General features: G+C 60.8%; 18 protein-coding genes and 1 pseudogene. 12 read left to right on the top strand and 7 right to left on the bottom strand.

The window, feature by feature from the left end:
• Window positions 1–18: 18 nt before the first annotated feature.
• From IVA82_RS20945 to IVA82_RS20905, 9 genes are all read left to right on the top strand, one after another.
• Entirely contained in the window at window positions 19–1,359 is a 1,341-nt protein-coding gene (locus tag IVA82_RS20945) for a type VI secretion system ImpA family N-terminal domain-containing protein (protein ID WP_247388434.1), read from the top strand.
• 121 nt (window positions 1,360–1,480) lie between these two features.
• Window positions 1,481–2,008, top strand: a complete 528-nt coding sequence (gene tssB, locus IVA82_RS20940) for a type VI secretion system contractile sheath small subunit (RefSeq protein ID WP_247388433.1) — start codon at window positions 1,481–1,483, stop codon at window positions 2,006–2,008.
• A 16-nt stretch (window positions 2,009–2,024) separates the two neighbouring features.
• Complete coding sequence (gene tssC, locus IVA82_RS20935; RefSeq protein ID WP_247388432.1) at window positions 2,025–3,527, top strand: type VI secretion system contractile sheath large subunit; 1,503 nt, start codon at window positions 2,025–2,027, stop codon at window positions 3,525–3,527.
• A gap of 50 nt (window positions 3,528–3,577) precedes the next feature.
• On the top strand, window positions 3,578–4,063 hold the full coding sequence (locus IVA82_RS20930; RefSeq protein ID WP_247388431.1) for a type VI secretion system tube protein Hcp: 486 nt from the start codon (window positions 3,578–3,580) through the stop codon (window positions 4,061–4,063).
• 183 nt (window positions 4,064–4,246) lie between these two features.
• Window positions 4,247–4,795: a type VI secretion system baseplate subunit TssE gene (tssE, locus tag IVA82_RS20925; protein ID WP_247388430.1), complete on the top strand. Its 549-nt coding sequence runs from the start codon at window positions 4,247–4,249 to the stop codon at window positions 4,793–4,795.
• A 1-nt stretch (window position 4,796) separates the two neighbouring features.
• Window positions 4,797–6,764, top strand: coding sequence for a type VI secretion system baseplate subunit TssF (gene tssF, locus IVA82_RS20920; protein ID WP_247493494.1), 1,968 nt, complete (start codon window positions 4,797–4,799; stop codon window positions 6,762–6,764).
• Window positions 6,728–7,792 (top strand): type VI secretion system baseplate subunit TssG, encoded by a 1,065-nt coding sequence (gene tssG / locus IVA82_RS20915; protein ID WP_247388428.1) that lies wholly within the window; start codon window positions 6,728–6,730, stop codon window positions 7,790–7,792. The genes tssF and tssG overlap by 37 nt, the downstream gene beginning before the upstream one ends.
• Window positions 7,793–7,889: 97 nt before the next feature.
• The gene (gene tssH, locus IVA82_RS20910; protein WP_247388427.1) at window positions 7,890–10,529 is read left to right on the top strand and encodes a type VI secretion system ATPase TssH; all 2,640 of its coding nucleotides are present in this window, start codon (window positions 7,890–7,892) and stop codon (window positions 10,527–10,529) included.
• 5 nt (window positions 10,530–10,534) lie between these two features.
• Window positions 10,535–12,121 carry a class I SAM-dependent methyltransferase gene (locus IVA82_RS20905; protein ID WP_247388426.1) on the top strand — a complete coding sequence of 529 codons (1,587 nt, stop codon included), beginning with the start codon at window positions 10,535–10,537 and terminating at the stop codon, window positions 12,119–12,121.
• A gap of 85 nt (window positions 12,122–12,206) precedes the next feature.
• On the opposite strand, the gene IVA82_RS20900 is transcribed toward IVA82_RS20905, so the two are convergent.
• Window positions 12,207–12,782, bottom strand: coding sequence for a hypothetical protein (locus IVA82_RS20900; protein WP_247388425.1), 576 nt, complete (start codon window positions 12,780–12,782; stop codon window positions 12,207–12,209).
• Window positions 12,783–13,028: 246 nt separating this feature from the next.
• Between IVA82_RS20900 and IVA82_RS20895 the strand changes: the two genes are divergently transcribed.
• The gene (locus IVA82_RS20895) at window positions 13,029–13,907 is read left to right on the top strand and encodes a hypothetical protein (RefSeq protein ID WP_247388424.1); all 879 of its coding nucleotides are present in this window, start codon (window positions 13,029–13,031) and stop codon (window positions 13,905–13,907) included.
• 99 nt (window positions 13,908–14,006) lie between these two features.
• Here IVA82_RS20895 and IVA82_RS20890 read toward each other — a convergent pair whose 3' ends face one another.
• Complete coding sequence (locus tag IVA82_RS20890) at window positions 14,007–15,395, bottom strand: hypothetical protein (protein ID WP_247388423.1); 1,389 nt, start codon at window positions 15,393–15,395, stop codon at window positions 14,007–14,009.
• 340 nt (window positions 15,396–15,735) lie between these two features.
• On the opposite strand from IVA82_RS20890, the gene IVA82_RS20885 reads away from it, so the two are divergent.
• Window positions 15,736–16,200, top strand: a complete 465-nt coding sequence (locus IVA82_RS20885) for a DUF1348 family protein (RefSeq protein ID WP_247388422.1) — start codon at window positions 15,736–15,738, stop codon at window positions 16,198–16,200.
• A 24-nt stretch (window positions 16,201–16,224) separates the two neighbouring features.
• Window positions 16,225–16,449 (top strand): annotated as a pseudogene (locus tag IVA82_RS20880) (alpha/beta hydrolase); the annotation flags it as partial.
• Between the two features lie 110 nt (window positions 16,450–16,559).
• Here IVA82_RS20880 and IVA82_RS20875 read toward each other — a convergent pair.
• The 5 genes from IVA82_RS20875 to IVA82_RS20855 are packed head-to-tail and all read right to left on the bottom strand — an operon-like array spanning window position 16,560 to window position 20,303.
• Window positions 16,560–16,907 (bottom strand): Rieske (2Fe-2S) protein, encoded by a 348-nt coding sequence (locus IVA82_RS20875; protein ID WP_247388421.1) that lies wholly within the window; start codon window positions 16,905–16,907, stop codon window positions 16,560–16,562.
• Window position 16,908: 1 nt separating this feature from the next.
• A complete protein-coding gene (locus IVA82_RS20870; RefSeq protein ID WP_247388420.1) occupies window positions 16,909–17,613 on the bottom strand; it encodes an ABC transporter ATP-binding protein in 705 nt (234 codons plus the stop codon).
• The gene (locus tag IVA82_RS20865; protein WP_247388419.1) at window positions 17,606–18,388 is read right to left on the bottom strand and encodes an ABC transporter ATP-binding protein; all 783 of its coding nucleotides are present in this window, start codon (window positions 18,386–18,388) and stop codon (window positions 17,606–17,608) included. The genes IVA82_RS20870 and IVA82_RS20865 overlap by 8 nt, the downstream gene beginning before the upstream one ends.
• Entirely contained in the window at window positions 18,388–19,434 is a 1,047-nt protein-coding gene (locus tag IVA82_RS20860; RefSeq protein ID WP_247493493.1) for a branched-chain amino acid ABC transporter permease, read from the bottom strand. Before IVA82_RS20860 ends, IVA82_RS20865 begins: the two co-directional genes overlap by 1 nt.
• Window positions 19,431–20,303, bottom strand: a complete 873-nt coding sequence (locus IVA82_RS20855) for a branched-chain amino acid ABC transporter permease (protein WP_247388417.1) — start codon at window positions 20,301–20,303, stop codon at window positions 19,431–19,433. Before IVA82_RS20855 ends, IVA82_RS20860 begins: the two co-directional genes overlap by 4 nt.
• Window positions 20,304–20,400 lie beyond the last annotated feature (97 nt).

Genomic DNA, 20,400 nt, shown 5'->3' with positions numbered 1-20,400 from the left:
CGGGCTCGAAGCGGGGCCGTGACCGAGCAGATGGACGATCCTAATATGCTTGATGTCGCCTTCCTGACGCAGCCCATTACCGCTGACGATCCCTGCGGACCGGATCTCGACGCCCTCGGAGACGTCCAATATCTCAACTTCTTCGCAGGTGCGGAATCCCTGCTGCCAATGTCGTTCTTCGAGGTCGTCAATGCCAATGGGGAGCGTGGACGCTTCGATCCAAAGGCAGTCGATTTTGCCGGCCAATTTGCCGCCGCACAGCCCCTTCTGGCGCGTACCCGCGATCTGCGCCTAAACCTGCTGCTGGCCAAGTTTTCAATCCTCAATCGCGATCTCGACGGCTTTCTTAACTGCCTGAGGGCGACCAACTTGCTGCTGCGCGAGCAGTGGGAAGCGGTGCATCCGAGGGGCGAGGACGGCAACTACGCGCTTCGGGCCGTCACGCTCGAAGCAATCGACGTGTTTCCGACCGTGATCAACCCGCTCCAGTTCCTTCCCTTGATCGAGAACCGCAGACACGGCAACCTCAACTACCGTGCCTATCAAATCGCCCAGGGCGAAATTCCCGCCGGTGACGCCGACGCCGACGGGCTCGATCTGGCGACCATCGAGCGCATCGTCAGCGAGACGGATCTCGACACCCTCAAGGCAACCAGCGTGCGGTGCTCCGCGCTCGCTGCTGAAATCGCAGGCATCAAGGCGACCTGGCGTGAGAAGTTGAACTCGGGGCAACCTATCAGCCTCGACAGGCTCTCCGGCTTGGTTAACGGGATGGCTGTCTGGCTCGCGGGTCTTGTCGCGTTGCGGGATCCTACGGCAATCGCCGGAACTGCGGAAGATGCCGGTCCTGTCGATATACAGGGGCCGTCGGATACGACGGGGGTGGTGGCTTCATCCGCACAGGCATCTGCAGCGCTTGCAGCGGCGGCCGATTATTTCGCCCGAATGGAACCATCCAACCCGGCACTGTTGCTGGTGCGTCAAGCGCAGGAGATGGTCGGCAAATCATTCATTGAAGTGATGCGGATGCTGGTGCCGTCCCACGTGGAGAGCGCTGCGATCAACATCGGGCGGGACAAGGTCTTCGACCTGCCGATCGAACGGATGGCGGAGCTCGCGACCTCGCTCTCATCGACGACCGATGACAGCGTCCAAGATATTGTTTTCTCGGTGGAAAATAGAGCACAGGCCTTGGGCCTGCTGACGAAGGTGGCGTCGTTTTTCCGAACCGCGGAGCCGTCCAGCCCCATCCCCTTTTTGGTCGATCGCGCGCGCGATCTCGCACAAAGAGATTTCCTCAGCCTTTTGAATGATGTCCTGCCTGAGGGCGCTCTCAAGACAATCAACAAATCGTATTGAACCCACCTTTCGCTCAAGGGCACTAACTAGACACAAGGATGTTTTGCCGACCGCAAGTTGAAGCGCCTTAGTCAATCTGCGTCGCGCAATTTGGCTTCTCGATTTCGTAGGGAGGGGAACCATGGCTACTGACAGCGGTCAAAAATTCATTCGACGCAACCGGGCACCACGCGTGCACATCACGTACGAAGATCCTTACGACGCCGAGCGGCTGATCGAGCTGCCGTTCGTCATGGGCGTCCTCTCCGACCTTTCCGGCAATAACCCAGGCATCGAGAAGTCGAAGGTCGAGGAGCGCAAGTTCCTCGAGTTCGACATGGACAATTTCGACAACCGCATGGCGGCAATCCAGCCCGGCGTGACGGCGCGCGTCGCCAATCGCCTCAGCGAGGGATCCGACGAAAAGATCTCGGTCAACCTGCACTTCAACAAGATGGCAGACTTCACGCCCGTGGCCGTCGCTCGCCAGGTGCCGGCTACCGCCAAGCTGCTCGAGGCGCGTGAACAACTCGCCAACCTGCTGCGCTACATGGATGGCAAGGTGGCCGCCGAGGACCAGCTGAAAAAACTTCTCGCCGATCCTCAACTGATGGCAGCGCTGCGGGAACGCGCGACAAGCCAGTCGACCGAACCTAGCACCGAGAGCTAAGGAAGGAATGGGGACCATGGCAAAAGAAGCTGTTCACAAAGAGAGCACCACCCAGATCAAGACCGTCGAAGCTGATGAGTTTGCCAGTCTGCTGAAGCAAAGCTTCAAACCGCGCACTGAACGTGCAGCGACCGAAGTCGAAAACGCGGTATCCACGCTCGTTCAAGAGGCGTTGAAGGACACGAGCGTCATCAAGTCGGACGTCCTCGATACAATCGAGGAGATGATCGCGCGGATCGACCAGAAGCTGACCGCGCAAATGAACGAGATTCTTCACACTCCTGAGTTCCAGGCAATCGAAAGTTCTTGGCGCGGCCTCCACTACCTCGTCTTCAATTCCGAGACCGACGCCAACCTGAAGATCCGGGTGATGAACGTCTCCAAGAACGAGCTGTATCGGAATCTGCGGCTTTATCCCGATGCACGCTGGGACCAGAGCCCCCTTTTCAAGCAGATCTATGAGTATGAATTCGGTCAGCTGGGTGGCGAGCCTTTCGGCTGCCTGATCGGCGATTATTATTTCAGTCACCTCCCCACCGATGTACAACTGCTCCGCGATCTCAGCAAGATCGCCGGCGCCGCGCACGCCCCCTTCTTCAGCGGCGCCGAGCCGACGCTGATGGGAATGGACTCTTGGACCGAGCTGTCCAACCCTCGCGACATCGGCAAGGTGTTCGACACGCCTGAATATGCCGCATGGAAGGGACTGCGTGATCAGGACGACTCGCGCTATCTCGGCCTATGCATGCCGCGCGCACTCGGCCGCCTCCCCTACGGCGCGAAATCGGAGCCCGTGGAAGAGTTCGCCTTCGAAGAGGAGACGGACGGACACACCGGCGACAAATACGGCTGGATCAACGCCGCGTACGCAATGGCGGTCAACATCAACCGCGCCTTCAAGGAGTTTGGCTGGTGCACGCGCATCCGCGGTGTGCAGTCTGGTGGCGAAGTCATCAACCTGCCGACGCACACATTCCCGACCGATGACGGCGGCGTCGACCTGAAATGCCCGACTGAGATCGCCATCAGTGATCGCCGCGAGCACGAACTTGCAAAGGCGGGCCTCATCCCGCTGATCCATCGCAAGAACACCGACAAGGCCGCCTTCATCGGCGCCCAGTCACTCTACAAGCCGAAGAAGTACTTCGGCGAAAAGGGCGTGGATGCCACCGCGTCCGACAACCTGTCTTCACGACTACCTTACATGTTCGCGGTGTCCCGCTTTGCGCACTATCTGAAGTGCATGGTTCGCGACAAGATCGGATCCATGAAGGAGAAGGATGAGCTGACGATTTGGCTGCAGACCTGGATCAACGAATACGTTGATGCCAACCCAGCCCTCTCGTCAGAAGCTCAGAAAGCGCGCAAACCGCTGGCCGCTGCGAAGGTCGAAGTCATCGCAAACGAGGAGAACCCGGGATATTACAACGCGCGCTTCTTTCTTCGTCCACACTTTCAGTTGGAGGCGATGGACGTCGGCCTCAGTCTGGTTTCACGCCTGCCGGGCCCCAGTTCCTGACGCCGCAACATCGCAACCGTAACCATGCAGACATTTGAGAGGACTACGCTATGGCTGTCGACATCTTCTTGAAACTCGAGCCGATCAAGGGCGAGTCGCTGGATGACAAGCACAAGGACGAAATCGATATTTTGAGCTGGTCGTTCGGCGAAAGCCAGACAGGCACTTTCCACAGCGGTTCGGGCGGCGGTGCCGGTAAGGTCAGCGTCCAGGATCTCCACTTCACGCACTTCGTCGACAAGGCCACACCGGAGCTTTTCAAGGTCTGCGCGAACGGCAAGCATATCGACACGGCGATCCTCACCGTCCGCAAGGCGGGCGAAAATCCGCTGGAGTATCTCAAGATCGAGATGAAGCACATTCTGGTCACCAGCGTATCGACGGGCGGATCGCACGGCGAAGATCGCCTCACCGAAAACGTGAGTCTGAACTTCGCGAAGGTCAAGATGACCTACAAGAGCCAAACGGAAAAAGGTGCCGCTGGGGCCGCGCCGGTGTTTGGCTGGGACGTTCCCGCTAACAAGGAATGGGCCTGATTGCCGGTCCCTCATTTGGCGCCGGTTGCGATTAGCGCGAACCGGCGCCGCGCGGCGCGATTGCGGTTGCACGTCTCGGCGGGAGTGGTTGCGGGCCCGACCGCCTGCCGAGGCGACATCATCCTGGAGACCAGCTGATGCTCCGCGAAGGGCATAGCGAGCCTGGCATCTTGGGGACGGTAAATGACCATTACTCCAAAGAGGGATCGACTCTCTCCCCCGCTAATGCTGGCCTTTCGCTCGGCTCATGAAGCACGCGATGCGCGCAAGAAGCTTAATCTTCGCGACGAATTCGGTGAGCGGGTCATTGCCGGGCGGCGCAGCGCAGGCCGCTTTCCGATCTCGGAAACGTTGTTGCGGCGGGAGGTCTCCCATGACCTTGAAACGCTTCTCAATACCATTGCTCTGGAATCGACCTTGGATCTGAGCGGTCGGGATCGCGTTCGAACCTCGATACTGAACTACGGTTTCCCCGATATCGCCCACCGCTCGATCGACGAGGTTACGGACGACGAACTCACCGACGCGCTGCGCGAGACTCTGACGACCTACGAACCAAGACTCGATCGCAAGACGATCCGGGTCCGTCGCGACGGCTCGGTCGGTCCTGAGCAGCTGAAGCTGCGCTTCATCGTTCACGCCGACCTCAAGGCTGAGCCGCTCAACGTCCCCGTGGAATTTGTCGCCGACGTCGACCTCGACAGCGGCGACATCCAGATCAATCGGCTTTAGCATGAACCGCGAATTCCTCGATTTCTACAATCGTGAACTGTCGTTGTTGTACGAGCAGGCGGGAGATTTCGCCGAGGAATATCCAGGCATTGCAGAGCGCCTCGGCGGCCTGATCCGGGACCGCTCGGACCCGATGATCACGGGACTGTTGGAAGGCGCCGCGTTTCTTGCAGCCCGCGTTCAGCTCAAGCTCAAGCACGAATTCCCGGAATTCACTGCAAACCTGCTTGAGCAACTGGTACCGAACTATCTTGCGCCGACACCATCAGCCATGCTGGTCACCGCACGGCCACCGTATGCCGACCCGGTACTGCGCGACGGCAAGACGATTGTACGCGGCGCCTACTTCGACGCGACCTACCGCGAGAGAGAACGAAGTCTTTCCTGCCGATTTCGACTTTGCCGCAGCATCGTGCTCTGGCCGTTTGACGTTACCAGCGCAGAGTATTTCTCGACAGCAGGCGCTCTGCAGGCGCTCGGGATCCCGGTCGGTGGCGACGTCATCGCGGGGCTGAAGCTGTCGCTAACCCATCGTACCGCAGCCCGGCTCGATGAGGAACTGCCGGACGCAGAGGCCCGAGCCAAGCCGGAAACCTGGTTCTCAGGCTGCCGCGTAAGCGAACTTCCGATCTACCTGTCAGGCGCAGAATCCGACGCCATCGCGCTCTACGAGCAATTGATCTCGAATTGCAAGGGAGTCTACTTCCGGCATCTCGACGACTTCGGCGATCCGGTGGTGATTCGTGCGCCCCATGATTGCGTGCAGCAAATTGGCTTCGACGAAAACGAGTCGCTCTTTCCCAACGATAACCGAATCTTTCGCGGCTCGGAACTGCTGCGGGAATATTTCATGTTTCCACGCAAGTTCCTCGGTATCAACTTGACGGGACTTCGCAGTTTGATGTCGCGGCTGCGCAGCAAATCGATCGATATTGTCTTCGCTTTCGATGAACACAATTCGCGGCTGGCCGCCTCCATGCGCCCCGAGACCTTCAGGCTCTATACTGCGCCAGCCATCAATCTGTTCGAGAAGACGAGCGATCGCATTCCTGTCAAATCGAATACTTACGAGTACCATGTAGTGCCAGATCGCAGCCGCTATCTGGAATACGAACCGCACCAGGTGCTCGAAGTCTACGCGCACCTTCCGGCAGAGAAGGATAAGCGGCCCGTGCGCCCGCTATATTCGGCCGCCGTCGACCGGACCAGCGGATCGGTCGACGGGCTCTATTTCACCGTCCGCCGCTTACCTCGGCGCCGCACAGTGGAAGAGAAGACATACGGAGCCTCCTCCGACTACACCGGAACGGACATGTTCCTGTCACTGCTCGAGCCCGGTGAATTGAGCGGCCAAGGCTCCGTTGCCGAACTTAGCGTTCGGGCTCTCTGCTCGAATCGCCATCTCACGGAGCACTTGCCGGTCGGCCATGGCGGCGCCGATTTTCGCCTGCTGGACGACACATCCCTTGATCTGATGTGCGTCGCCGGTCCCACGCCGCCACGCGAGCCGGTCGTGGCCCAACTGCGCAGCCGCAGCGAAATCGCTAACAGTGGGATTGTCAGCTGGCGGCTGATCAACATGCTCAGCCTCAACTATCTTGGCCTCGTCGAGCGCGGTGGCGGCAAGAACGCCGGAGCGCTGCGCGAGATGCTGTCCTTGTTCGCCGACCAATTCGACGACGCCACGGAACGCAAGATTCGCGGCGTACGCAGCATAGAAAGCCGTCCCGTCGTGCGGAGGGTACGCGAGCGCACCGGCAGCGGTGCAGCACGGGGCCTGGAGATTACCGTCACGCTCGACGAGAAAGCATTTGAGGGCAGCGGCGTGTTTCTGCTCGGTGCGGTGCTGGAGCGCTTTTTCGCCGACTATTCCGGCTTCAACACCTTCACCCAAACGGTCGTCTCGACGCCGGAGCGCGGCGAGATCATGCGATGGCCACCGCGCATGGGCACGCGGAGGCCGCTATGACGCTGATCGACCAGATGAAGGCCGAGCCCTGGCGTTTCGATTTCTTCCATACGTTACGCGAGTTCGAGCGCGCCAACCCGGATCGACCGCGGATCGGTGACAGTGCCGCTCGTCGCGACGAATATGTCGACCTCGGCCAGGTGCCCTATCTGGAGTTCCCCGCCTCGAACCTCGCGGCGGTCGAGGACCATGCCGGCCGGCTCAGGATACTCGTCAAATTTCTCGGGCTTCTGGGGCCGCAGGGCGCGCTGCCAATCGCCACCACCGATGAAAGCCTCGGTTGGTGGCTAATGCGTGATGACGCCTTCCCGCGCTTTCTCGATCTCCTCAACGGACGCTTCCTGCAACTCTTCTTTCGTGCATGGGCCGATGCGCGCCCGATCGCGCAGCACGACCGCCCGGCGGAGGATCGCTTCATCGCCTATGTCGGCTCCTTCACCGGCTTGGGCTCTGCTGTTTTCGCCGATCGCGATACGGTGCCGGACATGGCGAAGCTCAGCTTCGCTGGATTGGTCGCGCCCAAGGCGAAGTGTGCATCACGGTTGATGCGGTTCCTGCAAGGACTATTCGACGTCAAAGTCGAGATCGACGAATTCGTCGGCACCTGGCTCTCATTCGACCCAAGTCACTGCAGCCGGCTCGGCGGAACGCACGCAAGGCTCGGTCAGGACGCGCTTCTCGGCTCGCGCGTGTTCAGCGTCGAGGACAAGATCAGGGTTCGGGTGTTTGTCAGAGATTTTGCTCAGTACGAACAATTCCTGCCGACCGAGACGCCCAACCTGTCGGAACCATTGGCCGACGCTGTTTTCTTCTATATCGGCGACGAATTGGAATGGGAGGTCGAGCTCGCCATTCCTGCGGGAGAGGTCGTACCGCTCAGACTCGGACAAAGTGGTCGACTTGGATGGACCACCTGGATATCGCCGAACTGGACCTCCAAGGAAGAATATCGCCGCGATGCCCGCTTTCAGCTCGGTGAGCGATTGAGATCCCGTCGGAGCGCCGCAGCCAATGCCGCGGAGATTTGAACCTATCCATTGCGCCGACCGCCTAACTCTATGGGATTCGATGTAATTTCCGCTCGATGCCAGGCATCCGCGGAGGAATTGAGCAGGAGGAGCCGCCGTGACCGACATCAGCATTGAAGCTGTAACGGGCAAGCTGAACCGGGCCGGCTATGATGCCTTCATACAGGCCCTGCGCCACGCAAAGAGCGCCGGCAATCGCAACGTCGAGCTTGCGCACTGGCTGTTTCACATCCTGCAGCAGGAACGCAACGATCTCGGCCTCTCGGTCGATCATTTCAAGCTCGACCGGGCGCGCTTGTTGTCAGACCTTGCCGGCGTGATCAATGGCTTTCGTAAGAACGAAACCGACATGCCGGGCGTCGCCAATTCGGTCATCGATCTGCTCGATCGCGGCTGGCATTATGCCACGCTCTTCTTTGGCGAGACCCAGATCCGCACCGGTCATCTGCTTGTGGCAGGCCTGAAATCGAACGACATTCGTCGTACGCTGAACAACCTCTCGCAGGAATTTGCCAAGGTCAACGCCGACGCACTGGCGGCGGAGCGCCGCGCTGTCTGGGCCGGCTCCGACGAGGAGAGCATGCGGCCCATGGACGGGTCGGGTCTGCTTGGCGCCGGCACGGAAGGCGCGGCCCAAGCGGGTCCCAACAGCACGACGCCGCTCGACCGGTTCTCCCTGGACCTCACCGCCAAGGCCAAATCGGGCGAAATGGATCCGATCCTTGGCCGGGACGAAGAAATCCGCCAACTGATCGACGTGTTGATGCGTCGGCGGCAGAACAATCCAATCCTCACCGGCGAGGCTGGCGTCGGCAAGACCGCAGTTGTCGAGGGCTTCGCCCAGCGTATCGCCGCCGGCGACGTACCACCACCGCTCCGCGGTGTAAGGCTCTGTGCGCTCGACATCGGCCTGATGCAGGCCGGCGCCTCCATGAAAGGTGAGTTCGAGCAGCGCTTGCGCTCGGTGATCGACGAGGTCCAGAGCTCACCTACCCCCATCATCCTGTTCATCGATGAAGCCCACACACTGATCGGCGCCGGCGGCGCGGCCGGCACCGGTGATGCGGCCAATCTCCTGAAACCTCCTCTCGCCCGTGGCACGCTGCGCACGATCGCCGCCACCACTTGGGCAGAATATCGCCAGCATATCGAGAAAGATCCCGCGCTTACACGACGCTTCCAGCCGATCCAGATCGATGAACCTGATGTCGAGACCTGCTGCATCATGCTGCGCGGACTTCTCGGTCCAATGGAAAAGCACCACGGTGTTCGCATTTCGGATGCTGCGATCGTCGCAGCGGTCAACCTGTCCCACCGCTACATTCCTTCGCGGCAGTTGCCGGACAAGGCGGTCAGCCTGCTTGACACCGCCTCGGCACGCGTGGCCATCAGCCAGAGCGCGACGCCGGCCCTGATCGAGGATGCGCGCGTTGCGATTTCCGCTCGTGAAGCTGAGAGATCAGCACTCGTCAGCGACAGCGATCTTGGGATTGAGGACAACGACCGCATCACGGCGATCGACAACGACATCGCGGCACTGAAAGTCAAGCTGACAAAACTCGAATCCGATTGGGCCACAGAGCAGGAGCTCGTCAAGGACATCCGGAGCATTCGAGAGATCCTGTCAGAGCCCAAGGAAGGCGAAGATCCGGCTGTCAGGCGCGCGGAGCTGCGCGGCAAGTTCGACGCACTTGAGACCATCAATCCGGAAAAGCGAATGGTCTATGCCCATGTAGACCAGCAGTCGGTGGCGTCCGTTGTCTCTGATTGGACCGGCATCCCGGTCGGCCGGATGATGCGCGACGAGATCGAAACCGTGCTGAAGCTACCGGAGATCCTCAACCGCCGCGTCGTTGGCCAGTCCCATGGGCTGACGATGATTGCCAAGCGAATTGAGACCAGCCGCGCCAAACTCGACAACCCGTCAAAACCGATCGGCGTCTTCATGCTGGCTGGTCCGTCCGGAGTGGGCAAGACCGAAACTGCCCTGGCGCTTGCCGAGACCCTTTACGGCGGCGAGCAAAACATGATTACGATTAACATGTCGGAGTTCCAGGAAGCGCACACCGTCTCGACCTTGAAGGGAGCACCTCCCGGCTATGTCGGCTATGGCGAAGGTGGGCGCCTCACGGAGGCTGTCCGGCGCAAGCCCTATAGCGTCATTCTGCTCGACGAGGTGGAGAAAGCTCATCCCGACGTCCACGAGATCTTCTTCCAGGTGTTCGACAAGGGAACCATGGAGGACGGCAATGGGCGGCGGATCGACTTCAAGAACACCTTGATCATCCTGACCACCAACGTCGGCACCGATCTGATCATGGCCCTCTCGCGCGATCCACGGTATCGCAGCGAGCCGGAAGAGCTCGCCAAGATGCTGAGACCGGAATTGCTGAAGGTGTTTCCTGCAGCACTGCTCGGACGCATCGTCTCGATACCGTACTTCCCGCTATCCGACGAGATGCTCGCCGGGATCGTTCGGTTGCAGCTCGACCGGATTGGACGACGCCTCCGTGACAATCATAACGCCGCCTTCGGCTACGATGACGCAGTCGTGGAGCACATTGTGTCACGTTGCAACGACCCGGATTCCGGCGGGCGAATGATTGACAACATCATCACCAACACCCTGCTCCCGGAGCTGTCGCGCGAATTCCTCAGCAAGTCGCTTGCCAAGGAAGAAGTCAAGCAAGCGCGGGTCTCGATCGAGAACGACAAGTTCGCATATTCGTGGAATTGACGACCATGAACATTCAAACCGAGCATCGCCGTCCGAGCACCGGTCCCACGCCATACGACGAGGTCTACTACCCCGGCCACGTCTACGGGCTCACTCATCCGAACCATCTCGCCACCATTGCTGCCGTCTACGGCATGCAGGCGGCTCCGGTCGAGCGTTGCCGGGTGCTGGAGCTTGGTTGCGGCGTTGGCGGCAACCTGTTGCCGATGGCCTTTCAATATCCAAACAGCGAGTTCGTCGGTGTCGACCTGAGCGGCGTGACGATCGAGCGCGGCCAACGAAATATAGCCACATTGGGCCTGAGCAATATCAAGCTCCTCCATTGCGACATCATGAATGTCGACGCAAGCTTCGGGCAGTTCGACTACATCATCGCACACGGTGTGTATTCCTGGGTGCCGCCAGCGGTGCGCGAGAAGATGATGATGATTTTCAAGCAGAACCTGGCTCCGCGCGGGGTCTGCTACGTCAGCTACAATGCGCACCCGTTCTCGCACCTTCGCGACATGGTTCGCGACATGATGCGGTATCACACCCGCCGCCTCACCGGCATGGCGGAGAAGGTAGGACAGGCCCGCGCGATCCTGAAGTTCCTGAGCGACGGCTCGAAGGCCAACTCGGTGCATGGCGCGGTTATGCGCGACCAGTACAACCGTGTCCTCAAGTCCCCTGACGAGCTTTTATTTCACGACGATCTGGATGATGGCGCCGAGGCCTTCCTGCTGCATGAGGTTGCCGAAGACGCAAGCCGCCACGGCCTGCAATATCTGGGCGACGCTGATTTCTCACGACGCTATCTTGCCGGCTATTCCGAGGAGGTTCGCACAACGCTGCAGCGCTTCCCGGAGAGCGAGTTCATGGCGCGCGATCAATATCAGGACTTCATCGACGGCAACGGCTTTCGGCGCACATTGCTCTGCCATGACGGCATTTCGCTATCCCGCCAGATCGACCTCGATTTCGTCACCAGGTTCTATTTGCTGAGCACGACCAACCCGGTCCATCCCGACGCCTGCGTGACCGACGATTCCACGATGGAATTCGAGAACCAGGACGGCAGCAGGGTCACGGTAACCAATCCGCTCTTGAAGGCCGCGTATCTATGCCTCGGCCGGGCCTGGCCGCGAGCATTGTCATTTGGCGAGCTGCTCGATGGCGCCCGCGCGCTGCTGGGCGACCGGCAGGCTGATGATGACCAAAAGGTGCTGACGGAGGCGATGTTCATCCTGGCTTGCAGCGGTGAGGTTTCGTTCCTGCTGTCGCGCCCCTTTTTGTTGAAGGAAGCTACCGAGCATCCGCAGGCGAGCATGCTCGCGCGAAGACAAGCGCAATCAGGTCCGCTCGTCACTAACCTCCTCCACCAGACGGTTCAGTTGGAGGATGATCGGACCCGGGATTTCCTGCAGTTGCTCGACGGTGCGCGGACCATCGACCAGATCACGGCCGAAATGACCGAAAAGTTCGGCCCGACCATCCGGATAGACCAGAAGGATAGTGCCGGGAAGCCCGCCGAGGCGTTGTTGCTGTCAACCCGAGAAAGCGTTCAACGCTCGCTTGCGATGGTCGGCAAGCTGGGCCTGCTGGTCGCGTGACGCACTCAAGAGCATCGGCTCCGTTGGCGATGAAGGAATTGGAAGCTCCTGCCAATTTTCTGAGACGGATGCGGTCCCCGGCACTCTAGCCGTCGTGAGTATATTGCTGTCCGAGCAGCCATCCCGTGAGAATACCGCCGGGTCCGCTGGTATAGACCGGATCAAAGCCAACACCTGCGCGCAGCATCTTCCATTCATGCTCTCCGACCCAGGGAATCCCGGGATCGCCCTTCTGATACTGCGACAGCAGCGTTCGGGCGACCTCTGCGGCATTGGCGTAGATCGGCCCGTTGGCCCAGCGAGGGCGGGGCAGGCCTGTCATGCGGCAATAGAGCGCCGTGCAGACGTAGGCAGACGCCTCTTCCGCATTGGCATCAAGGCCGGTACGCAACAGATCGTATGCCGCATGCAGGCTCTCGTGGACGATATAGGCCGCGTCCAGCCGCCCCGTCGCCGATACGACCTCCAACGTATTAGCCGCGACCGCTGTGCCGTCGGCTCGGGTTCGCGCGACATCGTTATATTGCGCAGCTACACCTGCTGCGAGATCGGTCGGAGCCGCAACGGTGACCTGCCCCAACCGGATGGCGCGAGCAACGTGATGAAACGTTTGCGGCGCAATCGTCACGTGGCTGCCGCGGATCGGAAACCGGAAGCGCATGCGTGCGACCGCCGGGCCATTGAGTACGTCTAATACCCTGCTCCGCAGTGACATTTGATCGTCCTCGCCCTTCACACTACCCCACGGATGGTGGTCGCCGTTTCTGATCGGCAGGTTCAAACCCTCTCTGCACTGGCGCGACGGGATTCGAATGGGGGCGGCAGCTTGATCGAACGAGCCGGCATTGAACCCGAACCCGTCCGGGCGAGACCAATCTGGGGCAAGGATTGCCTCGGAGGGCGCCCCATGACGACGACCGATCCGACGACGAGCGACACTTACCGGAAGATCGCGGCGCGACTGACCATGCTGCGGCCGCAGCTCGATTTGAAGAATTATTTTGCCGGCCCCAACCCGAATGTGCGCCTTTATGACGAGAAGCCCTACATCCGACACCAACTCGAGAAGTATGGTGTCGCTGCCGCGACGACCACGCTCGACGGCGTCACCTTCCTGCCCAAAGACTGGGACGAGCTGATCAAGAAGCTGCGCATTGCCAAGACGACGGACGGATTCGACGCATTCGCCGAAGGGCAAAGCCCGGAGAAGGCGTCGCATTGGGCCCTCGATCTGTCGATGGCGGCAACGATCGGCAAGGGGTTTCGGGAGATCTGGCGCCCAAAGCTGTCCGATAAGCCACTCTCAACGCGGGATCTCCCGGGCCGGCACGGCTTCGGGCTCGGACGCGACCGCGGACAATGGAGCGATGCCTACAGCTCGCAATTCGGCAAGGACCCGCAGCCGCAAGACATCACCTCGCTGCATTTCGCAGTAGCACCTGATCGGGTGAACGTGCACATCGACGAAACAGGCTTCGTGTTCGAGGGCGTGGACGGTGCCCTTACGGTCGGGCCGAACTTCGCGCACCACGCTGGCAATGAATTGTTCTGGAAGAGCAACCCGCATCTGCCACGTTGGGCAGCCGAACATATCGACCTCATCCTACCGAACAGCGCGAACGATTTTTCGCGCTTGGGACTCTCGGTCGACATGTACCGGCGCAAGGACTTGCGCGTCACGGTCACCGGCTCCTGCGGAATTTTCGGCGGGTTCGAGTGCTCGGGAACGGTAACCATCAGTGGGACGCACGATCTGCTCGGTTCGAAGCCCAAGAGTGCACGCTGACGTTGGTCTGGATTTCTGCATTTTCGATGGTTAACAGCATCACGTCGGGTTTCATCGCGAGCGCGCGCGCGATCGCGACGCGCTGCTTCTGGTTATCGATCATCCTTTGGCAGCAACGTACCCATAAAAATTCATAAGAAAGTCGCGAACGGCCAAGGGCTTTACGGCACCGGTTTTTTCCTGCGGATGCGGTATCACGTAATCTCCATCGCCATACGAGAAGACCTTCGCCTTCACGTACCCGTTCATCACTTGTATCTTCTCGCGCAGCACGACCCAGTGCATGGTAAACGCGGAGCCCTTATCGGACTGGTCGTCATAGTCGATCATATTGGCGCTTATGAAAAGACATACGCGATATCCGCTGTCGAGCAGGCGGTTGGCTTCGTTTACATCGTCGATGTCTTTGTTGAATCGCGAAATGTTGGCATTCTCGCGCACGTCACGGTATCCTGCTTTGCGAAACCATTGCTCCATTTCGCTCGGCAGGGTGACACCCGCAAGATCGCTGATCTTGCCTGTGTCGTCGAAATCAAGGAACCAGTTCTCCGAATCGCGTATGGAGGCGCATGTCAGCCAGTCGACGTGGTCCAGCGACCAGGGTGGCGTGAAGCTCCTCACGTCCGTTCCCGGCTTGATCAGCAGGCGGCCAAGGTTCGCCTGCCCCTTCTGATAGAGATCGATCGCAAACCGCGCGTAATACCCTGGCTTGTCGGACGCATAACTGAACATCAGAGCGGATGGCCCGCACAGACTTCCCTGATCCTGATTGATAAGGCTCGGCTTCGCAATGCGCCTGAGAATGCCTATGCCGACGCGGTATGGGTCGAGCTTCGGAAAGAACGTCGTCCTCGTGTTCTTGAGGAAATCGCAGACCATTTCCGCGGCTAGTTTTTTCTGGTCGGAATTGAGGTCATACGGTCCGATCCCGCGCTTCTCCTTGTATTCTTCTCCGACGAAAAGAGTGATGAGCTTTTTCGAAGAGGGGGAGAGCGTTCTGGAGGTGTTCGCAATGGTGGTCAAGTCGTCCAGCTCGAATGCGGTGACCATGCCGTCTGCGACGGTAGCCCGGATAATGTCGACGACCTCTGCGTAGTCCAGCTTTGTATCATCGATGAGACCTTTGCGAAGTGCGGCATCGACGGAAGGAGTCGCGATTGCGTCCCATTGACCTCTTGGCCGGGCGGGCTTGGCGGCCGCCTTCGTCGACAGTTCAACGAGCCGACTGAATGTCGGGCCGGCAGGCCGAATATAGCCGTCAGGCGCGCCAGGAAAGTTCTTCTTTTGGAAGTACAGAATCGAGTTGTAAAGGCCGTCGCTGGCGTGACCGGTCACGACCATCTGTGGTTTGAGCGTGTTCTCGGCGCCGCCGTCCGAAATGGCGATCTTGTTGAGCAGCGAAATGACCAGTTCCTGGTCCTTTTTCCAGTTCTGGCAGCTGCGCCCCGTCGTCGCGAACCGTCCGACCTTGTCTTTCAAGTGCAGCATATCGCACCTCCTGGAACGGGAAATGCTGCCTCGAACGTCCTGACATGCGGCCGGAGGCAGGCGCTGTGGCAAGCATTCCCGCTCTAGGGTTGGTCGCGCCCGCCGTCCCTTGTGTTCACTCGCGAGGACAGCGGTTGTCCTGTGGCGACGTTCACGAGTGCGTTAACGCTCTCCTGTTCCTTCTCATACCGCTTGCCGTGTCGAATACAAAGTCACCTGGCGACTGCCGCCGCCCCAGGGATCCAAACTGATCAGCTCTAAATCTGCGTCGCTACATTGCAGACATCCAAACACGCAAGCACGTCGATCACCCTCAACGCACGATCAAAGGAGAATTGAAATGTCTCGCCCCCCGCTGCCGCCGTTCAACGAACAGAGCGCCGTCGAGAAGGTCCGATTGGCCGAGGATGGCTGGAATAGCCGCGATCCCGCCAAGGTCGCGCTGGCTTATACTGTCGACACCCACTGGCGCAATCGCGCGGAGTTCACCAGCGGCCGCGAGGAGGCACAGGCCTTTCTGACCCGCAAGTGGAATAGGGAGCTCGATTATCGATTGATCAAGGAGCTCTGGACGTTCGCCGGCAACCGCATTGCAGTGCGCTTTGCCTATGAGTATCACGACGACAGCGGCCAGTGGTTTCGTGCCTACGGTAACGAGAACTGGGAATTTGCTGAGGACGGCTTGATGCGCACACGTCACGCGAGCATCAACGAACACCCAATCTCCGAATCCGAACGGAAGTTTCGTTGGCCGCTAGGCCGCCGGCCCGACGATCATCCGGGGCTGAGCTATTTCGGCTTCTAGCAACTCAGAGCGTTTTCTCGATCTCAAGCTAGCGATGAAGAGATTGCCAGGCTTTCGCCGCTTCGCCTGCCGCTAACGCATAAGCGACTCGATATCGCCTACGGCATCAATCTTCACGAGAGACGCGCGGGCGCAAAGGCGCCCGGCCAGCTCATTCCGGTCGAGGGCGCCGACCATTTCACCATCCTCGAGGCGCTGCGACGCCCTGACGGCATTCTGGTGGAGGCTGCCGGGAGGCAGCTGGACTAAAAGCGCGAAAACAACCCCATGCACAGTAGGAATGTCGTTGTTTCCAAAGGCAAATCCACGCCGCTTCTGAAGGCTACTCCACCTCGCGCGTGGCTTTGAACAGAATGCCATCATCGCCTCGACTCTGCCGTCCTCGCATCAAGCCAGACCTGTTCTCCCGTGACCCGGACCGGATAGAGCCGCAACGGCGGACTTGGCCAGCCCGAAGAGATGCAGCCGTCGCGCAGATCGAACGATGCTGCGTGACGGGGACAAAACAGGCGTCCCGCCGCCACCTGTCCAAGACCAAGGTCCGCCTGTTCGTGCGGGCACGCGCGCTCGCAGGCTGCGACCTCGCCATCGTTCCAGATCACGAGCATATCGAGCCCGGCCACGCGCACGCAAACGATCGTCTCTGCCTTCAGCCGATCCAGAGCACAGACCGCGATCCACCCCGGTTCGTCTGGACGGACCGTCACATCATCCACCAAGATAGGCCTTCCGCACATGCTCGTTCTCGATCAGCTCGGCGCCGGCCCCGGACAGCACGATGCGGCCGTTCTCGAGGAGATAGGCATGATCGCACATGTCCAGCGCGGCGAACGCGTTCTGCTCGACCAGGAGCACCGTGGTGCCGGCATCCCGGATACGGCGGATGATCGCAAAGGTCCGCTCGACGATGTTGGGCGCAAGCCCGAGCGATGGCTCGTCGAACATGATCAGCCGCGGCCGCGACATCAACGCACGTCCGATCGCGAGCATCTGCTGCTCGCCGCCGGACAGCGTGCCGGCGGCCTGCCGGCGGCGCTCGGCAAGCCGCGGGAATTCCGCGTAAATGCGCTCGCGATCGGTCGCGATCTCGCCGGAGCCGCTGCGCAAGTAAGCGCCCATGTCGAGATTTTCCTCGACACTCATGTGCGGGAACACCCGCCGCCCTTCCGGGCAATGCGCGATGCCGCTCGCCAGCACGCGCGGCGGCCTGGCTCCGGTGATGTCGAGGCCCTCGAAACGCATCTGCCCGGAGCGCGGCGGCACCAGACCCGAAATGGCCCGCAGCGTGGTGCTCTTGCCGGCGCCGTTGGCGCCGATCAGGGCAACCAGCTGACCGGCCTTCACATCCAGCGAGATGCCGCGCAGCGCGGTGACGCCGCCATAGCCGCACACCATGTCGCGGATCTCAAGCACGTGCCGCCCCATGGCCGAGATAAGCCTCGATCACGGCCGGATCGTTGCGAATTACCTCGGGCGTCCCCTCGGCGATGATGCGGCCGTTGTTCAGCACCACGATGCGGTCCGACACTGTCATCACCATCGGCATGTCGTGCTCGACCAGCAGGATCGTAATGCCGCGGTCGCGGATGCCACGGATGAGCTCGACGAACCGGTGCGTCTCCGAAGCATTCATGCCTGAGACCGGCTCGTCGAGCAGCAGCATCGAGGGCTCGGCAGCAAGCGCCAGCGCGACGCCGACCAGACGCTGCTCGCCATAGGAAAGCGAGCCGGCCAGATCGTGGGCGCGGCGTTCGAGGCCGACCCATTCGATCAGCTCGCCTGCGCGCTGTCGCAGCTTGCGCTCCGAGGCGCGCGCGCGCGGCGAACCAAGAATGGCGTCGACCAGCCGGACCTTGCCCTGACGGTGCAACCCGATCAGGAGATTGTCGTACACAGTGTCGTTGGGAAAAACGCTGGTGCGTTGGAAGGTGCGGATCAGGCCGAGATCGGCGATCTGATGCGGCTTCAATCCGTTCAGCGCGGTGCCCTGATAGGTGACGCGCCCGGCGCTGGGCTCCAGGAAACCGGTCATGACGTTGAAGGCCGTGGTCTTGCCGGCGCCGTTCGGCCCGATCAGACTGACGATCTCGCCCTCCCCGACAGTGAAACTCATGTCCGAGATCGCGACGAGCCCGCCGAAGCGCACCGCAACCTGCTCGATCGTCATGGCAACGGCGCGCACCGTCATCACACCCGCTCCTTGACGCCGGTGTCGGCCAGCGCGACCGGCGGCAGCACGGTCTTCCCGCTTCGTCTAGCGGCAAAGCGTTGGGCCAGCGATGGAACGATGCCGCGCGGCAGCACGAACAGAATGCCGATCAACACGCCGCCATAGGCGATCCACTGCGCTTCGGGGGCCATGATCGGACGCAACGCGACCGGCAGCAGCCCGAAGATCAGGCCGCCGACGACGGGACCGGCCAACGAGCCCTTGCCGCCACTGATGACCATGATCACCATGGTGACGGTGTTCATGAAGGCAAAGACTTCGGGATCGATGATCCGGATATAGTGGGCATAGAGGCTGCCGGCCGCGCCTACGATCGCGGCCGATATCACCGCCGCCAGCGTCAGCGTCCTCGTCACGTCGATGCCGACGGAGACCGCCAGCGTTTCATTCTCCATCAGTCCGCGCATCGCCCGGCCGAAATGCGAATGAACGAGGCGCGCGATCAGGAGATAGGCGATCAGCCCCACCGCCAGCACGAGGTAATAGTTCTGCAGCTTGGTACGCAGTGTCAGCTCGCCAAAGCCAGCCAAAGGCAGCGCAATCGATGGAATGTTGGTCAGCGCCAGCGGCCCTTGCGTTAGCTCGACCCAGTTCAACGCGACCAGCCGGACGACCTCGGCAAAGGAGATCGTCACGATGACGAAATAGGCGCCGCGGACGCGGAACGAGAGCAGCCCGACGAAATAGCCGCACGTTCCGGCGATCAGGATCGCGAGCACGAATCCCAGGATCGGCGGCCAGGGCTCATGAACCAGCCGGAAGCCGCCGGGCAGCCCGATCTCGAAGCCGAGCGATGTCAGGGCGCTCACATAGGCGCCGATGCCGAAGAAGGCGATGTGACCGAGGCTCAGTTGGCCGGTGAAGCCGAGCAGCAGGTTGAGACTCATCGCGCCGATGACGAAGATGCCGGTCGTGATCAGCGCGTTCAACAGATAGGGATCGCGCAGCCAGAGCGGCACCGAGGCCAGAGCTGCGACGGCAAGAATGGTGAGACCTGCCCTCATCCGACGCGCTCCGAGCGCGCGAACAGGCCGGTCGGCTTGAAGATCAGGACAGCGATGATGATCACAAAGCCCATGGCGTCACGGTAACCGGACGAGACATAGCCGGCGCCGAGTTCCTCGGCCAAGGCCAGGATGAAGCCGCCGATCACCGCCCCGGTGATATTGCCGAGACCGCCGAGGATGACGATGGCGAACGCCTTGACGGCGGCGAGGTCGCCCATCTGCGGGAAGATCACATAGACCGGCCCGAGCAGCGCGCCTGCGGCAGCCGCAAGACTGGAGCCGATGGCGAAGGTCGAGGTGTAGACCAGATCGACATTGACCCCCATCAGCGAGGCCGTGTCATGGTCCTGAAACGTTGCCCTCATCGCACGGCCAAGTCTGGTCCGGTTGATCAGGAGGTACGCCACCAGGATCAGGAATGCCGCCGCCGCCAGCACGAACAGGCGCAGCCAGGACACGGAGACCGGTCCGAGCACCAGCGGAGCCTCAGGAAACGGCGTTGCCACCGATTTCGCGACGCCGCCCCAGATCCACAACGCGCCCGATTGCATCGCGATCCAGGCGCCGATCATGACCAGCATCGTGGTGTCGATGTCCGAGCCGCGCAGCGGCCTCAGCAGCGTCAGCTCGATGGCCGCACCAAGCAGCCATCCGGCCAGCACGGCCACGGGCAACGCCAGGAAGAAGTTCAAGCCGAACTGATGCACCACGATGAACATGATGTAGGCGCCGAACGTGTATAAAACGCCATGCGTGAAGTTCACGACGTTCATGATGCCGAAGATCAACGTGAGCCCGATGCCCAGCAGCGCATAGGTGCCGCCGAGCACGAGCATGTTGATCAGATGCTGTAGAAACTCGCTCAAGACTGCTCCCGAATGATCCGCATGTCGGCGAGGGCTGCGCCGCCCTCGCCCGGGCAGGGCTATCGCATATGGCCTTTTGGGCGGCCTGAGCGCGCGC

It is taken from the genome of Bradyrhizobium sp. 142, from assembly GCF_023074015.1.
Lineage (GTDB): Bacteria > Pseudomonadota > Alphaproteobacteria > Rhizobiales > Xanthobacteraceae > Bradyrhizobium.
The sequence above is the reverse complement of the archived record's forward strand: the minus strand, read 5'-3'. Positions and strand labels throughout refer to the sequence as shown.

Bases quoted from the DNA above. Each gene is read 5' to 3' on its own strand.
- tssB (WP_247388433.1), top strand. From the start codon at position 1,481: ATGGCTACTGACAGCGGTCAAAAATTCATTCGACGCAACCGGGCACCA.
- tssC (WP_247388432.1), top strand. From the start codon at position 2,025: ATGGCAAAAGAAGCTGTTCACAAAGAGAGCACCACCCAGATCAAGACC.
- IVA82_RS20930 (WP_247388431.1), top strand. From the start codon at position 3,578: ATGGCTGTCGACATCTTCTTGAAACTCGAGCCGATCAAGGGCGAGTCG.
- tssE (WP_247388430.1), top strand. From the start codon at position 4,247: ATGACCATTACTCCAAAGAGGGATCGACTCTCTCCCCCGCTAATGCTG.
- tssF (WP_247493494.1), top strand. From the start codon at position 4,797: ATGAACCGCGAATTCCTCGATTTCTACAATCGTGAACTGTCGTTGTTG.
- tssG (WP_247388428.1), top strand. From the start codon at position 6,728: ATGGCCACCGCGCATGGGCACGCGGAGGCCGCTATGACGCTGATCGAC.
- IVA82_RS20905 (WP_247388426.1), top strand. From the start codon at position 10,535: ATGAACATTCAAACCGAGCATCGCCGTCCGAGCACCGGTCCCACGCCA.
- IVA82_RS20900 (WP_247388425.1), bottom strand. From the start codon at position 12,782: ATGCGCTTCCGGTTTCCGATCCGCGGCAGCCACGTGACGATTGCGCCG.
- IVA82_RS20895 (WP_247388424.1), top strand. From the start codon at position 13,029: ATGACGACGACCGATCCGACGACGAGCGACACTTACCGGAAGATCGCG.
- IVA82_RS20890 (WP_247388423.1), bottom strand. From the start codon at position 15,395: ATGCTGCACTTGAAAGACAAGGTCGGACGGTTCGCGACGACGGGGCGC.
- IVA82_RS20885 (WP_247388422.1), top strand. From the start codon at position 15,736: ATGTCTCGCCCCCCGCTGCCGCCGTTCAACGAACAGAGCGCCGTCGAG.
- IVA82_RS20865 (WP_247388419.1), bottom strand. From the start codon at position 18,388: ATGACGGTGCGCGCCGTTGCCATGACGATCGAGCAGGTTGCGGTGCGC.
- IVA82_RS20860 (WP_247493493.1), bottom strand. From the start codon at position 19,434: ATGAGGGCAGGTCTCACCATTCTTGCCGTCGCAGCTCTGGCCTCGGTG.